The sequence below is a fragment of the Segatella maculosa DSM 19339 = JCM 15638 genome (genome assembly GCF_000382385.1).
Taxonomy (GTDB): domain Bacteria; phylum Bacteroidota; class Bacteroidia; order Bacteroidales; family Bacteroidaceae; genus Prevotella; species Prevotella maculosa.
This window is the reverse complement of sequence record NZ_KB908319.1, coordinates 211151-226004: the sequence shown is the minus strand read 5'-3', so window position 1 is coordinate 226004 and position 14854 is coordinate 211151. Positions and strand designations below refer to the sequence as shown.

Annotated in this window: 12 protein-coding genes and 1 pseudogene; 9 read left to right on the top strand and 4 right to left on the bottom strand. The window is 48.2% G+C overall.

Annotation, left to right across the window (positions count from 1 at the left end):
- The first annotated feature begins 65 nt into the window (after positions 1–65).
- From lpxA to H164_RS0100900, 4 genes are all read left to right on the top strand, one after another.
- Positions 66–848 carry an acyl-ACP--UDP-N-acetylglucosamine O-acyltransferase gene (gene lpxA, locus H164_RS0100920; protein ID WP_025829783.1) on the top strand — a complete coding sequence of 261 codons (783 nt, stop codon included), beginning with the start codon at positions 66–68 and terminating at the stop codon, positions 846–848.
- Between the two features lie 475 nt (positions 849–1323).
- Positions 1324–2034, top strand: coding sequence for a 16S rRNA (cytidine(1402)-2'-O)-methyltransferase (rsmI, locus tag H164_RS0100910; protein WP_019966889.1), 711 nt, complete (start codon positions 1324–1326; stop codon positions 2032–2034).
- A gap of 6 nt (positions 2035–2040) precedes the next feature.
- On the top strand, positions 2041–2895 hold the full coding sequence (locus tag H164_RS0100905) for a Cbp1 family collagen-binding glycoprotein adhesin (RefSeq protein WP_019966888.1): 855 nt from the start codon (positions 2041–2043) through the stop codon (positions 2893–2895).
- Positions 2896–2953: 58 nt separating this feature from the next.
- The gene (locus H164_RS0100900; protein WP_019966887.1) at positions 2954–3532 is read left to right on the top strand and encodes a manganese efflux pump MntP; all 579 of its coding nucleotides are present in this window, start codon (positions 2954–2956) and stop codon (positions 3530–3532) included.
- Between the two features lie 18 nt (positions 3533–3550).
- On the opposite strand, the gene H164_RS0100895 is transcribed toward H164_RS0100900, so the two are convergent.
- The 3 genes from H164_RS0100895 to H164_RS0100885 are packed head-to-tail and all read right to left on the bottom strand — an operon-like array spanning position 3551 to position 5760.
- Entirely contained in the window at positions 3551–3970 is a 420-nt protein-coding gene (locus tag H164_RS0100895) for a hypothetical protein (RefSeq protein ID WP_025829785.1), read from the bottom strand.
- 15 nt (positions 3971–3985) lie between these two features.
- The gene (locus tag H164_RS0100890) at positions 3986–5194 is read right to left on the bottom strand and encodes a porin family protein (protein WP_019966885.1); all 1209 of its coding nucleotides are present in this window, start codon (positions 5192–5194) and stop codon (positions 3986–3988) included.
- Complete coding sequence (locus H164_RS0100885) at positions 5191–5760, bottom strand: RNA polymerase sigma factor (RefSeq protein WP_019966884.1); 570 nt, start codon at positions 5758–5760, stop codon at positions 5191–5193. The genes H164_RS0100890 and H164_RS0100885 overlap by 4 nt, the downstream gene beginning before the upstream one ends.
- A 212-nt stretch (positions 5761–5972) precedes the next feature.
- Between H164_RS0100885 and H164_RS0100880 the strand changes: the two genes are divergently transcribed.
- Positions 5973–6602 carry a DUF4840 domain-containing protein gene (locus H164_RS0100880; RefSeq protein WP_019966883.1) on the top strand — a complete coding sequence of 210 codons (630 nt, stop codon included), beginning with the start codon at positions 5973–5975 and terminating at the stop codon, positions 6600–6602.
- Positions 6603–6896: 294 nt separating this feature from the next.
- Here H164_RS0100880 and H164_RS15645 read toward each other — a convergent pair whose 3' ends face one another.
- Positions 6897–7166, bottom strand: coding sequence for a hypothetical protein (locus H164_RS15645; RefSeq protein WP_155808018.1), 270 nt, complete (start codon positions 7164–7166; stop codon positions 6897–6899).
- 81 nt (positions 7167–7247) lie between these two features.
- Between H164_RS15645 and H164_RS0100870 the strand changes: the two genes are divergently transcribed.
- From H164_RS0100870 to H164_RS16125, 4 genes and pseudogenes are all read left to right on the top strand, one after another.
- Positions 7248–9725 (top strand): bifunctional UDP-N-acetylmuramoyl-tripeptide:D-alanyl-D-alanine ligase/alanine racemase, encoded by a 2478-nt coding sequence (locus tag H164_RS0100870; protein WP_019966881.1) that lies wholly within the window; start codon positions 7248–7250, stop codon positions 9723–9725.
- A 218-nt stretch (positions 9726–9943) separates the two neighbouring features.
- Positions 9944–13093 (top strand): SusC/RagA family TonB-linked outer membrane protein, encoded by a 3150-nt coding sequence (locus tag H164_RS0100865; protein WP_026356189.1) that lies wholly within the window; start codon positions 9944–9946, stop codon positions 13091–13093.
- 19 nt (positions 13094–13112) lie between these two features.
- Positions 13113–13799, top strand: a pseudogene (locus H164_RS16130) (RagB/SusD family nutrient uptake outer membrane protein); the annotation flags it as partial.
- The gene (locus tag H164_RS16125; RefSeq protein WP_406675528.1) at positions 13785–14825 is read left to right on the top strand and encodes a RagB/SusD family nutrient uptake outer membrane protein; all 1041 of its coding nucleotides are present in this window, start codon (positions 13785–13787) and stop codon (positions 14823–14825) included. The pseudogene H164_RS16130 and the gene H164_RS16125, both read left to right, overlap by 15 nt.
- Positions 14826–14854: the final 29 nt, after the last annotated feature.

Genomic DNA, 14854 nt, shown 5'->3' with positions numbered 1-14854 from the left:
CAACATTCCTCATTCTGCATTAAAATAACTTCACATTCAACATTCATCATTCAACATTAACAGCTATGTCAAGTGAAATAAGTCCAAGAGCAGAGGTGTCGCCTAAGGCAAAAATCGGCGACAACTGTAAGATATTCCCGTTCGCATACATTGAGGACGACGTGGTGATCGGCGACAATTGCGTCGTTTTCCCATTCACGAGCATTCTCAACGGCACGCGTATGGGCAACAACAACAAGGTGCATCAGGGTTCAGTCCTTGCTGCCTTGCCGCAGGATTTCAACTTCTGTGGCGAGCAAAGTGAGCTTGTTATCGGCGATGATAACATCATAAGAGAGAACGTTGTCATCAATCGTGCCACGCATGAAGGCTGCAAAACGGTCATCGGAAACGGTAATTTCTTGATGGAAGGTGCCCATATCTCCCACGATACTGTGGTGGGTGACCACTGCGTTTTCGGCTATGGAACGAAGATAGCCGGCGACTGTTACATCGAAGATAACGTCATTTTCAGTTCCAGTGTCATTGAAAATGCGAAGACACGTGTGGGATGTTGCGCCATGATTCAGGCCGGAACGACCTTCTCGAAAGACGTTCCTCCCTACGTTATCGCAGGCGGAAAGCCCGTCAGTTATGGCGGTCCTAACACGGTGATGATGGACGCTAACGGCATAGAAGAGAAGGTTCGGAAGCACGTAGCCAATGCTTATCGGTTGGTATTCCATGGACAAACGAGTCTGTTCGATGCCATTCGGCAGATCGAAGACCAAGTGCCCGACGGCCCGGAAATACGAAATATCGTTGCTTTTCTCAAGGCAACGCAAGCCGGAATCATTAGTAAAATATAGCTATACCTATGCTTTAACTCTGTATTTGGGGAGGGGTTTGCCGTGAGGCAAGCCCCTTTTTGATGCAAGAGGGAGCCTCCCCCAACCCCTCTGAAGGAAGGGAGAGCGAACTGCATGGGTCAATCGGGAAAGCATAGTTTGGAGATTGATAATCAACCGTTTACATCTTGCGTTGCAATCTCAGCCATATTGCGCGGTAAAATGGGTGAGATTAGCGGCTAATATGGGTGAGATTGCACGGTAAAATGGGTCATGTTGCAAAACGAAGTTATTCATCATGGTCGGCTCTCTCATGGCTCCTGCGAAGCAAGCATGGGCATATCGGGCGGCAATATGGGCCTGAATGACAGTTTGTAAGCCTTGAAGTATGAAAAAAAACAAATCTTACCACTTGCCAGTTTATATTTTAAAAATTGCAAAGAAGCCCCGCTTTATTTTGCACATCTTGGAGAATTGTATATATTTGTGACTGAATATGGGAACGTTATACATTGTGCCTACACCCGTTGGCAACATGGAAGACATGACGCTTCGGGCCATTCGGATATTGAAAGAAGCCAATCTTGTGCTGGCAGAAGACACCCGTACGTCGGGAATCTTGCTGAAACACTTCGATATCAAGAACCGTTTGATGGCACATCATAAGTTCAATGAGCATGGAACGGCACAAGGAATTGTGGAGCGATTAAGGGCAGGTGAGACCATAGCATTGGTGAGTGACGCCGGTACTCCGGGCATTAGTGACCCCGGTTTTTACCTGTCTCGCGAGGCTTCCCAAGCCGGAATAGAAGTCCAAACGCTTCCCGGTGCAACGGCATTCGTGCCAGCTTTGGTGTCATCGGGGCTGCCGTGCGACTGCTTCTGCTTTGAAGGTTTCCTGCCACAGAAGAAAGGTCGGCAGACACATCTGCTCGCATTGCAGGACGAAACGCGCACAATGGTGTTCTATGAGTCGCCTTATCGCCTCGTGAAAACGCTGACGCAGTTTGCCGAAGTGTTCGGCGAAGACCGCCGGGTGAGCGTGTCGCGCGAGATATCCAAGGTGCATGAGGAGCATGTGAGGGGCACTTTGAAAGACGTTATAACCCATTTTACGGAAACAGACCCGCGTGGTGAGATCGTTATCGTGCTGGCGGGACGAAGTATAAAAAAGAATAAAGATCAGAAATCAAAATTAGAGGAGTGAAGAATTATGAAGAAATTATTGTTCGTAACAGCCGGTGTAGTGTTGCTGGCTCTTACAAGTTGTAATCAAGACAAGGCGAAAAACCATCTTGCAAGTGTTGAACAATCCGACTCATTGAAGCAGATTCTTGCGCAGAAAGATACGGAAATCAACGACATGGTGGGCCTGATGAACGAGGTTCAAGAGGGCTTTCGTCAAATTAACGAGGCCGAAAACCGCGTCACGATAGCCAAGGATGGCGAGGGAAACAATAGCAAACAGGTGCTAAGAGAGAACATTAAGTTCATCACAGAGCGCATGAAAAAGAACCGAGAACTCATCACTAAGCTGCGTCAACAGCTGTCAACAAGTTCGCTAAAAGGCACACAACTCAAGTCAACCATAGACAATTTGGTGAAGCAATTGGACGAGAAAGACCAGCAAATGCAGCAACTTCGCGCCGAATTGGACGCCAAAGACATTCACATCGGCGAGCTGGATGAGACGATAAACAACCTGAATACCAACGTAAGTCACCTGACAACGGAGAGCGCACAGAAGACAGCAACGATCAATGCGCAGGACAAACAGCTCAATACAGCATGGTATGTGTTCGGCACAAAGGCTGAGTTGAAGGAGCAACGTATTATTGCCGACGGCAAAGTGTTGCAGGGAAACTTCAACAAGAACTACTTTACGAAGATCGATATCCGCGTGGATAAGACCGTCAAATTGTATTCCAAGTCAGTCAAGATCCTTACGCTTCACCCGTCAAGTAGCTACACTTTGACCCGTGATGTCAACAAACAATACACCTTGAACATTACAAATCCACAGCTATTCTGGAGCACAAGCAAGTTCTTGGTCATTCAAGTGAAATAAAAAATAAGGTAGATAAGGCTCCCCTTTGCATCAGAAAGGGGGGCTTTTTCATGTATTTATGATCAGTCAACTCGATATTTGGTTTCTCGCCATAGCCTTAGGCATGGATTGTTTCGCTGTTTCAACGACGTGCGGCATTATCATCAAGCAGCTTGTTTGGCCCATTACGCTCCGCATGGCCATGCTTTTTGGGCTCTTTCAGCTACTGATGCCGTTGGCTGGTTGGCTTGGAATCAGTCTCTTTGCCCACTATTTAGAAGAGATGGACCATTGGATTGCCTTCGGTTTGTTGGCTTTCTTGGGAGGCAGAATGATTAGGGATGCGTTCCTTCCTGCCGAACGACACTCGATGAACCCACACACATTGAAGACGCAACTGATGTTGGCTGTGGCCACAAGTATCGATGCTTTGGCCATAGGAATATCGTTTGCATGCATGGGTTTCAGGCACATTGCGACGCTTGCCTACCCACTTTTCGTCATTGGGTTGGCCGCTTTCATGCTGTCTGTCGCCGGAATGTACCTTGGAACCCACTTCGGTAAGCCGATAGAACGCAGGCTGAGGCCTGAATTATTGGGCGGACTTATCCTCATTGCCATTGGCATTAAGGTGCTTGTCTCGCATCTTTGTGAATAAAGCCCCGCTCTTCGGGCCTTATTCCGTCACTTCTTTGTCGATATACTTCCTGTCAACGATGAGCAGAACGAACGGTTGCATCGTATAAGATTGCTTCTTTCCACGTGTAATCTTGCATTTCAAGCGCAACGTTTTCCCCTCTTCCGTCAGCGAAAGCGGCGTGATATGGGTCAAAGTGTCGGTTTCTGGCAGCACTTTTGCAATGACAAACTGCTTCTTAAAGTCTATTTCTGTAGGCTGACCGTCCTTACCCATGAAGGCAGCCATGCCGAAATACTTACCGAATTCCAGCTCCGTTGTCATCTTCAATGACATGGAACGCGGCGAATTATTGACGAAAAAGTAGTTCTTGGCCACCTGATATTCAACGGCTTTTGGACGCTTTGTGCAGCCCATCAACAGAAAAGCGGCACACAACAACATGATAATTTTTTTCATATTCCTTTGTTTTGGTTATTTGATTCTTACTCCTATCTGCAGTTGGAAGCCCGTAGGTTTATCCTTATAACTGTTTTGTAGATCGCTTCCATTGTTGAAATAGTGGCTCACACCCGGCTCCGCATACAGATAAAACTGCTTGGTGAGCCGGTATTCCAAGCCAACCGCCGCGTTAACCGACCATTGCAAGCGATGCTCTTTGAGCGAAATTGTCTCCGAATGTTGCTGCTCTTGCGCCGATACCTGCGTGAACTTCAACTGTCCGTTGACCAATTTCTCGACCTCACCCCCTGCCGTTGCGTAGACACGAAGCTGCTTGTGTTGCCATAATCCATAGCTTACGGCCAGCGGAATGCCTACGTAATGCAGGCGTTGCAGCCCGTTTTCCGACTCCGAACCCGTCAGATTGACGTCGGCCGACATGTAACTATAAGTCAAACCCGTGTGAACCGACCACCTTTCACCCATGCGATAGCCAACGGAAAGTCCCACTTTCACGGGCTGCCGATGGTGATATTGCAATGCATGATAGCCCGGTGCGGCTACCGGCTTTTCGCCATTGGGCTCCCGAAGCATGACATTCAGCAGCCGTTCATTCCCATGCAGGCCGTTTCCGCCGCTGTTTGAAAGACCGGTTCCCTCGGTATAGGCACTCCATGACAGGCGGTGAGCGAGGCGAGGTGCCGGGTGTGAGGGGATATTCGTAGGGCCGTTAGTGGGTCGTCGGGCTGGTCTTGCCGGCCTTTGTTCAGGGGGCTGCACCGTTGTTTCGGTGGTCGAGGCGACCGGAGACGGCTCCACAGGTACGGAATTCACGGCCGAAGCAGCTTTAACTTCCTGCACGTTCCGGGCCGCTATGGGCCTTATTGGCTCCTTGCCGGCCCATACAGCAAGCCGTTGCTGCAGGTTTTGCTGTCGCAAGTTGGCCGCTTGCCCAAGAACTTGTGTCGGTTGGTCGGTCACGGCCTGCTTTTGGGCCATGAGCGGCATTGACGTTGGCTCCGAATGGCGCAGCCACCACACGCCCACACCCGCGATAACGGCCGTCAAGCAGGCTGCCGCCCACCACAGTTTACCCGTTCCGACGTGGGTGGTTTGCGAAGAATGCGCCGGTGTAAGGCCGCGACGCTGCAGCTCGACCTTGATATTGTCGAGCAATTCTTGCGGAGGCGCCTGTCGATGTCCCTGCAAGCGTTGTCTGATGTCGTCTGTCCAATTCTTCATACGCGCTGTTCTTGTTGTTTCCGGTGTTCTTTAATCATACGTGCAAGCATTGCCTTCGCCTTGTGAAGTTGCGAGGCCGAGGTGTCAACTTTGATGCCTAACAGTTCCGAAATCTGCTGATGACTCATTCCTTCCACCACATATAGGTTGAAAACCATGCGGTAACCCGGCGGCAACCGGCCTATCATGGCCGTTATTTCCTCGGCATTCAGCGTGCTCACATCGGGCGTTTCATCAATCTGATCGGGCAGGTCTTTGTCTGTAAACACCATACCTGACGTTGCTATTCGGCGTAGAAAGAGCAGCGATTCATTGATGACTATGCGCGTAGCCCAGGCTTTTAGCGACCCTTTTCCACGGTAATTGAAGCCCGAAGCATTGCTGAACATCTTGATAAAAGCCTCTTGTAAGACGTCTTTCATGTCGTCTTTTCGAGGGATATAGCGGGCACATACCGCTGTCAGATGGGGAGCATACGCCGCATATAGCAAGTCTATGGCAGTGGCATCTCCCCTGCTTAACTTGCGAACAATGGCCTCTTCCTTGTCTGTAGTGAATAATTTCATGCCGCAGTGAACCCTATCTACTCTTAGAACGTCATTTCCGTTGTTTTCTTATATCTGCCGTTTTCCTCGTTTCACCTATTAAATACACAGAAGCGGATAGCTTGCCTCAACTTCCAATGTTTAACCTTTCTTAACCAAACGTCAGGCAAGTTTATGCGCTTAATGCACTTTATAGGGCAAAGATACGATTAATTTTTAAATTCAAAAAGACAATGAAAACATCTAAAAAACAACTTTCTTTCTTGGGTTGCCTCGCAATCCTGTCGCTCATGTTCGTTGCTTGTGACCCCGGTAACGATGATACCAAGGTGCTGACGCCTGCAGAAAAACAACAAGCCTACCTTGAAGTGAAGGGCAACTACGCGGGCGATTTCATCTATCCGGCCAAGAATGAGAAGAATCCGAAGGACAATTCCGACACATTGAAAATCAAATGGGACATCATGACCGACAGTACGGTCATCATAAAAGACTTCCCTTTGAGTGTATTTGCCAACTATGTGAAGGACAAAGACCTGAAAGAAGCATTGAAAAAAGCCCCCAACAAAGACCTGAAATGCCTGACCAACTACTATCGGCTCGCCCCTGCAGGCTTCTTGTTGAACCCGGTTAAGCAAGAATTTACGCTGAAATTCGGTGGCAAAGACCATAAGGTTGCCGTCTATTTCTATATCAACAACCGTTTCTCTTTCGGCTTGGTTGTCAAGAAACCTAATGTACGTATGCAGATTGTTGCAGGCGCAATACAGATGGATGCAGCCTCGAACAACTACCTTCAAGTGCCGGTTGCCTTAGTCTTCGATGGCGCTCCGCTTCCAAGTTCCACCCCCAAAGGCAAGTAATCTGTGCGCCGACGTTGACAATGGACAAGACATAGCGCCCTTGTTTACGGCCACATACCCCGTCATCTGACGGAGAACAGCGGGCCGAAACAGTCATAAAAGAAACAAACGCGGGTGTATCATCATTCATTTGATGGTGCACCCGTGTTTCGGATAGCGCATATTGCGCCCCGGAAAACCGATTTCTGTTTCGGTTGGTGGGTAGCTTCCGACGCATGTTCATTCTTATTGATATGCCATCAAATCCATATTGATAATCAACTACTTACACCCTGCGTTTCAATCTCACCCATTTTACCGTGCAATCTCACCCATATTGCATGGTGAAATGGGTGAGATTGCGCGGTAAAATGACTGAAACAGGATTGCAAGATGGGCGGAACCGGTTTGCAAGACGGTTGAAACAGAACCGCAGAAAGGTGAAAATGGCCACCAAGGGTCAATCTTATTTGCTTCTCGTTCCCAGTTTCTTCGGCCGCGAAGTGTTAAGAACTGAGATTTGATTTTTGCAAAACCGATGGCGAGATGCTGCATGTGCGAAGGCATTTCACTGTTGCCGGGCATCGAATTCGTCTCGTTTTTATTTTGATATGTCGTTGGTTTGCATTAATTTTGTAGTCAGAACAACAACATAAATCATACACGATGACATATACTATTGAGAAAGTAACCACACTGATAGGTGCGCGTCGTTTTGGTGAACACGTGGCAAGAATAGGCTTTATCCTTGCAGACAGCCGCTCACTTTGTTTTCCTGAAGAGACACTTTTCTTTGCGTTGCGGTCGGAACGCAATGATGGGCATCACTATATTCCCGAGTTATATCGTCGTGGTGTAAGGAATTTCGTGGTGACGGAGGTGCCGTTCAATCGCGAGACCGACTATCCCGATGCCAATTTCCTGAAGGTGGTCGACACATTGGAGGCACTTCAGCGCTTGGCCGAGCGACATCGTGACGAATTCAACATACCGATAGTCGGCATTACGGGCAGTAATGGCAAGACAATGGTGAAGGAATGGCTCAATCAGCTGCTGAGTGACGACCTGTTTGTGACGCGTTCGCCCCGCAGTTACAACTCGCAGATAGGCGTTCCGCTTAGTGTTTGGCTGCTGAACGAGCACACACAGGTGGGCGTTTTCGAAGCCGGCATCAGTCAGGTGGGCGAGATGGCGGCCCTGCATGACATCATTCAGCCCACCATTGCCGTGCTGACGAACCTCGGAGACGCCCATCAAGAGAACTTCAGCAGCAAGGAAGCGAAGTGTAAAGAGAAGCTGAAGCTTTTCCGCGATGCCAAGGTTGTGGTCTACAATGGCGACGACGATCTGGTGGGTCGCTGTGTGAGCGAGCTGAAAGACCTGAAGGGCGAGCGTCTCTTCTGGTCGGTTGCCGACAAGCGTGCGCCTTTCTTCGTGAAAGCGATAGAGAAGAAAGCGCAAACCACCGAGGTCACCTATATATATAAAGGTGAAGAGCATCGCTATTCCTTGCCATTCATCGACGAAGCATCGGTCAATAACTCGTTTGCCTGCGCAATTGTCGCGCTGACATTGGGTATCGGGGCCGACAAACTCGGCGAGCGCATGCGGCAACTCGAGCCGATTGCCATGCGTTTGGAGGTGAAACAGGGGCGTCACGGCTGCACGTTGATTAACGACAGCTATAATTCGGACATCAATTCACTGGATATTGCGCTCGATTTTATGAACCGTCGGCCCGATCATCAAGGACGTCGGCACACGCTTGTGTTGAGTGACATCTATCAAAGCGGCATGACCACGCACGAACTTTACGAAGAAGTGGGTCGATTGTGCCGGCAACGAGGAGTTGAAAAGTTCATCGGCATAGGCGAAGAACTAAAGAAATACGCCGCAAGCATCAAGCTGTCGGAGGAGTATTTCTTTGACAACGTTGACGAACTGATAGGCAGCGATGTGTTCAAGCAGCTGCATGACGAGGTGATTCTCATCAAAGGGGCACGGCGTTTCGGCTTCGACAGGCTGACGGAACTGCTTGTTCGGAAGGTACATGAAACGACATTGGAGGTTAATCTCAATGCCGTTGTGAAGAACCTGAACCGCTATCGCTCGTTTATGAAGCCCGAAACCAAGCTCGTATGCATGATCAAGGCCGATGCCTACGGTGCCGGTAGCGTTGAAATCGCCAAGACACTGCAGGACCATCGCGTGGATTATCTGGCTGTTGCAGTGGCAGACGAAGGCGTAACCCTGCGGAAAAACGGCATCACGAGCAGCATTATGATCATGAATCCCGAGATGACGGCCTTCAAAACCATGTTCGATTATGACCTCGAGCCCGAGGTTTATTCGTTCCGTCTGCTGGATGCGTTGGTGAAAGCGGCCGAAAAAGAAGGCATCACGGGCTTTCCCGTCCACATTAAACTTGATACGGGCATGCATCGTCTGGGTTTCGACCCGCGAAAAGACATGGATGAGCTCATCAAACGGCTGAAACGCCAGACAGCGGTCATTCCCCGGTCGGTCTTCAGCCACTTCGTTGGTTCCGACAGTGATGATTTTGACAACTTCAGTGCCCGTCAATACGAGCTTTTCAGGCTTGGGGCGGATAGACTTCAAGCGGTATTCGACCACAAAATCCTGTTCCACATGGACAACAGTGCCGGAATTGAGCACTTTCCCGACCGCCAGATGGACATGTGTCGGCTGGGATTGGGACTCTATGGTATCAATCCGCGTACCAATGAGACCCTTGATAACGTCAGTACCTTGAAGACAACGATACTTCAGTTGCGCAAGGTTCCGGCCGGAGACAGCGTCGGTTACAGTCGAAAGACCATTCTTGAGCGCGACAGTATGATAGCCGCTATACCCATAGGTTATGCTGATGGGCTCGACCGGCACTTGAGTAACCGTCGTGGTTACTGTCTTGTCAACGGTCAAAAGGCTGACTATGTGGGCAACATCTGCATGGATGTGGCTATGATCGACGTGACCGGGATTGATTGTAAAGAGGGAGACAGCGTCGAAATCTTTGGCGATCGCTTGCCGGTTACTGTGCTTAGCGACATCATCGGAACCATTCCATACGAGGTGTTGACGGGCGTCAGCAACCGTGTCAAGCGCGTTTATTTCCAAGACTAAGGCTCTTCCTATACATCGGGCTAGGTGTTCTGTTTCGATACAAATCATACTGTTTGTAGAAACATTTCATACAGTCATCGTAACTTTTGGTGTCTACGTTGAAAACATAAAGACGTAGCGCTTTGTCGTGTTTTAATTAAATTTGCAAACGAATGACTTCGATAGTCGCAAATCATGGAATACAGATAAAGTAACAATAACCTAAACACAAAGTAGCTATGAGGAAAAAGACGCTTATGCGGAGCAAAGATTTCTTTTGCAAGGTTGTCATGACGGCTTTCATGCTGTTATGGACAACAAGTATTTGTGCCAAAACGGTCACAGGAAAGGTGTTGTCGGCCTCAGACAACGAACCTTTGCTGGGAGCAACCGTGATTGTGCAGGGCAAACAGGGTGGTTCTGTGACCGACCTTGATGGTAATTTCTCTATAGAGGCCAATGATGGGCAGACGCTTGTCGTCAGTTATATCGGTTTTATCACGCAACGTGTGAAAGTGAACGGCGACAATCTGATCATCAAATTAGAAGAAGAAGCCAACTCCCTCAACGATGTTGTCGTCATTGGTTATGGTGTTCAGAAGAAGAAACTCGTCACCGGTGCCAACATTAATGTTAAAGGCGACGACATTGCAAAGCTGAATACCTCCAATCCTTTGCAGGCCTTGCAGGGGCAAACGCCCGGTATGACCATCATTTCGCAAAGCGGTCAGCCCGGTTCGGGGCTGAAAGTGAACATTCGCGGCATGGGAACCATCAACGGAAGCGACCCGCTTTATATCATAGATGGGATACGTGGCGACATTGCTTCGCTGAATCCGGCCGACATTGAAAGCATCGATGTACTGAAAGATGCGGCTTCGGCTGCGATTTATGGCTCACAATCGGCCAATGGTGTCGTGCTCATCACGACCAAGAGCGGTAAGGAGGGACGCGCAGTCGTCAGTTTTGATGGGTATGTCGGCTGGCAGAACAAACCACGTTCGGTTAAAATGCTCAACGCACATGAGTATATGACGATACTTGATGAGCAGGCTATCAACTCAGGTAAGCAGCCTTACGATTGGTCGGCTTATAAAAGTATTTACAATACAGATGGAAGTGTGATCGATACCGATTGGGTTGACCAGATGTTTCGGAAGAATGCGCAGACGGGTTCGTATAATATAGGTGTCACAGGTGGCAGTAAAACCGGGAATTATGCCCTCACTCTCGGCTATATGAACCAAGAAGGAATCGTTGGCGGCAAGGATGTCAGCAACTATGAACGCTATAATTTCCGTGTCAATTCGGATTGGCAGGTGAAACCTTGGCTGAAAATAGGCGAGCAGGTGAGCTTTATCTACACAAAGAATCGCGGTGTTTCCGTTGGAAATGCCTATAATAACACTTTAAAAGGAGCTTTTGGAATGTCTCCTTTGGTTCCCGTCTATGGCAAGAACAACTACAAGAGCCCTTATTTAAACACGAAGTTCATGGATTGGCAAGATGTCCAAGCGATGGGAAATCCATATGGTTTGATGATGACCAACACCAACAACGAGAACAATGCGGCCCGTTTCAGTGCCAATGTTTATGCCGATACCGAATGGCTCAAGGACCTGCACTTCCGAACAGTCGTAGGTTACGAGTATTATAGCTCAGATTACCGCAATTTCACACCCATTTACGAGTTCAGCGACTATTCGCGGAATATCAATCAAACGCGTGTTAGCCAGAATGCAAGCCACAATCATCAGCTTACATGGACCAATACGCTGAGCTATAGTTGGAAATGGAAGGCGCATAGTCTTAATGCACTCGTCGGAACCGAGGCCTATCAGTTTAGCGGAATCGGCGTGGGTGCGGGTCAAGGTAAGCTAAAGAGCGGCTTCGATGATTGGAGTCACGCCTATATCAGCAATGGAACCGCCTCTTCTCCTGAAGACGGACTGAGTGCAAGCGGTGCTCCTGCTTTGAAACAACGCATGTTCTCTTACTTCGGACGTGCTGGTTGGAACTGGAAAGAGACCTATATGCTCAATGCAACACTGCGTGCTGACGCCTCAAGTAAGTTCGCACGGGGAAACCGTTGGGGCTATTTCCCTTCTGTAAGTGCAGGGTGGTTGGTTTCAAACGAGCGCTTTTGGAAGCCTATAGCCAACGTTTTGGATTATTTCAAACTGCGTGTCAGCTGGGGACAAGTGGGCAATCAGAATATCGGAGACTTGATGTTTGTATCTCCCATCACTACGGCTGGCGTTTATTATCTGTTCGGTAATCAATATGGTGCTGCTGCTCAGGCTCCATTCTATGGAGCTTATGAGAGTAGATTGGCAAATGAAAAGGTGAAATGGGAGACATCAGAGCAGATAGACCTTGGTTTTGATGCCCGAGCCATTGACGGTCGGTTGAATATCAACTTCGATTGGTATTACAAAACGACGAAAGATTGGCTCGTAGTTGCCCCGATTTTGGCTACAGCCGGGACGGGTGCACCTTATATTAATGGTGGAGACGTGAAGAATACCGGCGTGGAAGTGGGCTTAAGTTGGAGCGATCGTATCGGTAAGGACCTTCATTATTACGTCAATGTCAATGGAGCTTATAACCATAATGAGGTAGGAAACATTCCAACGGAGGACGGAATCATTCATGGAACCGACGGCAATGGGCAGCTTTATGATAATTCCACGGAGTTCTATCGTGCCAGTAACGGGCGTCCTATAGGCTATTTCTGGGGTTATAAGACAGCAGGAGTCTTCCAAAATCAGCAAGATATCAATGATTGGATAGCTTCCGGGAACGGTGTTTTACAGAGTGATGTGCAGCCGGGTGACGTGAAATACTACGATATTGACCATAATGGGGTCATCAATGACGCTGATAAGGTGAACCTCGGCAATGGAATGCCCGATTTTACTTATGGTTTTACCTTGGGTTTTGACTATAAAGGCTTCGATTTTAATGTCACTGCGAATGGTATGGTGGGCAATGATGTCGTACAGGCTTACAGGAATGTTGGCACGAAAACAGCGAACTACACGACCGAAGTATTGAGTCGGTGGACTGGAGAAGGCACAAGTAACAAGTATCCTCGTGTAACAGAGAACAATATTAACTGGCAGTTCTCCGATTTGTTCATTCATGATGGCAGCTTTCTACGTGTAAGTAACATCACGTTGGGCTATGATTTCGTGAGAATACTCAAGACACAGTTGTTCTCTCAGGCTCGTTTGTACTTCCAAATTCAGAATGCTTTGACGTTCACCAAGTACAATGGCATGGATCCGGAGATTGGATATGGAGTGAATAGCTGGGCTTCAGGCATCGATCTTGGCTATTATCCCCGTCCCCGTACGATTTTAGTGGGCGTAAATCTTAAATTCTAATTAGCTAAAGACATTAAATATGAAAACAAATACAATAACAATGGCGGTTTTGTCCATGTTTTCAGCCGCGGTTTTCTCTTCGTGCGGTGACAATTGGCTTGACGTAACGTCGAAAACAGAGAGCAATTCTGCAAATTACTACAAGAGTCAGGAAGATGGTTTGCGTGCTCTTTATGCCTGTTATGACGGTTGGCAGCGAACAGTTTCCGATGGACCAAGCTTCACTATCTATCAGCTTACCGAGACAATGAGCGATGAATGTTTTGGAGGAACGGGCAATACAGATGGTCGAAACACGCAGGTTTTGGATCGTTTTGATATGAATCAGGCGCCATCTTACACAGATATGCACAATACGCTTTGGGCTTCGTATTATGCGGCTATCTTTCGCTGCAACGAATTCATTGATAAGGCCGGGGGAATTGCATGGGATGATGACCGAGCACGCGCCACCTATCTTGGTGAAACGTATGCCATTCGGGGCCTATGTTATTTTGATATGGTGCGCACATGGGAGCATATACCTCTCTTGTTACATGCTTCTAAGGACAATATCCCGCAAGCTAATCCGGATTCTGTCTATGCTCAGATTGTGAAAGACCTTACCTATGCTGCAGAAACTATCCCTTTGAATGCCTATCCAAAGGCAGATGCTGCCAAGAACGATGGTCATATCACGCGTTATGCCGCAATGGGAATGCTGGCCCGCGTCTATCTGTTCTACGATGGCTATTATAATCATAATGAAGGTAAGCCAGTTCCCGGCGGACTTACAAAGGAAAAGGCCTTGAGTTATTGCGAAGAAGTAATCAAAAGTGGCGAATACGGACTGATACCTCAATTCAAAAATCTCTGGCCTGCAGCTTCTGATGACAAAACGGGCAAGTATCTTGACCATTGGGTGGACAAGTCTTCGTATGCAGGTGTAGGAAACAAGGAGACAGTTTTGTCGATGAAGTTCAACTATACGGCCGATTATAACGGCAATAACGATGGAAACCGTTTTGTCGTAAACCTGGGTATGCGAACCGGAGCCAATGTTTACGACCGCTATGGTCAGGGATGGGGCGCATTAACCGTCAATCCTAAGCAGGCTTCTGTCTATGGTCCGGGCGACACCCGCCGCCAAGCTTCAATCATAGATTGCCAACAACTGCGCGATTATGAAAAGAATTACATTGCTGACCAGCGTGAGTACACCGGCTATGCCATCAAGAAATACACCCCACTCAGCAAAAATATGACGGCAGAAGACGGGACAACGTCGTTGGTTTCCTACTTGCAAGGCGACATGGCCGGCGATTTCATGATCTCTCAATATCAAGATTGGATTCTTCTTCGCTATTCTGACGTACTCTTAATGGCTGCAGAATTGGGCAGTAGTAAGGCACAACAGTATTTGAATGAAGTGCGCAAGCGTGCTTATACACAGGACGATGGTTCGCTAAATGGCAATTATGTTGCTGTTACTCCTACGAGAGAGAACATCTGGAAGGAGCGTCAAAGGGAGTTCGCCTTTGAAGGTATCAGATATTGGGACCAACTTCGGCAGGGATTACGGGCTGCTGCGAACCAGATTGCAGAGCATAATACCGTGCTGTTGAGTGGTGGTGTGAGGGAAAGAATCAGCATTGAGGCTGAGAATATCATCAAAAAACGCGGCTTCTGCCAGATACCTCTGTCACAGATTACGTTAAGTAATGGCGTACTTAAGCAGAATGCGGGTTGGTAAATCAGTGAAATAAGTGCATAGAATAAACA

What these genes read in the sequence shown, in the direction of transcription:
- lpxA (WP_025829783.1), top strand. Translation starts at nt 66, where the DNA reads ATGTCAAGTGAAATAAGTCCAAGAGCAGAGGTGTCGCCTAAGGCAAAA.
- rsmI (WP_019966889.1), top strand. Translation starts at nt 1,324, where the DNA reads ATGGGAACGTTATACATTGTGCCTACACCCGTTGGCAACATGGAAGAC.
- H164_RS0100905 (WP_019966888.1), top strand. Translation starts at nt 2,041, where the DNA reads ATGAAGAAATTATTGTTCGTAACAGCCGGTGTAGTGTTGCTGGCTCTT.
- H164_RS0100900 (WP_019966887.1), top strand. Translation starts at nt 2,954, where the DNA reads ATGATCAGTCAACTCGATATTTGGTTTCTCGCCATAGCCTTAGGCATG.
- H164_RS0100895 (WP_025829785.1), bottom strand. Translation starts at nt 3,970, where the DNA reads ATGAAAAAAATTATCATGTTGTTGTGTGCCGCTTTTCTGTTGATGGGC.
- H164_RS0100890 (WP_019966885.1), bottom strand. Translation starts at nt 5,194, where the DNA reads ATGAAGAATTGGACAGACGACATCAGACAACGCTTGCAGGGACATCGA.
- H164_RS0100885 (WP_019966884.1), bottom strand. Translation starts at nt 5,760, where the DNA reads ATGAAATTATTCACTACAGACAAGGAAGAGGCCATTGTTCGCAAGTTA.
- H164_RS0100880 (WP_019966883.1), top strand. Translation starts at nt 5,973, where the DNA reads ATGAAAACATCTAAAAAACAACTTTCTTTCTTGGGTTGCCTCGCAATC.
- H164_RS15645 (WP_155808018.1), bottom strand. Translation starts at nt 7,166, where the DNA reads ATGCCCGGCAACAGTGAAATGCCTTCGCACATGCAGCATCTCGCCATC.
- H164_RS0100870 (WP_019966881.1), top strand. Translation starts at nt 7,248, where the DNA reads ATGACATATACTATTGAGAAAGTAACCACACTGATAGGTGCGCGTCGT.
- H164_RS0100865 (WP_026356189.1), top strand. Translation starts at nt 9,944, where the DNA reads ATGAGGAAAAAGACGCTTATGCGGAGCAAAGATTTCTTTTGCAAGGTT.
- H164_RS16125 (WP_406675528.1), top strand. Translation starts at nt 13,785, where the DNA reads ATGGGAATGCTGGCCCGCGTCTATCTGTTCTACGATGGCTATTATAAT.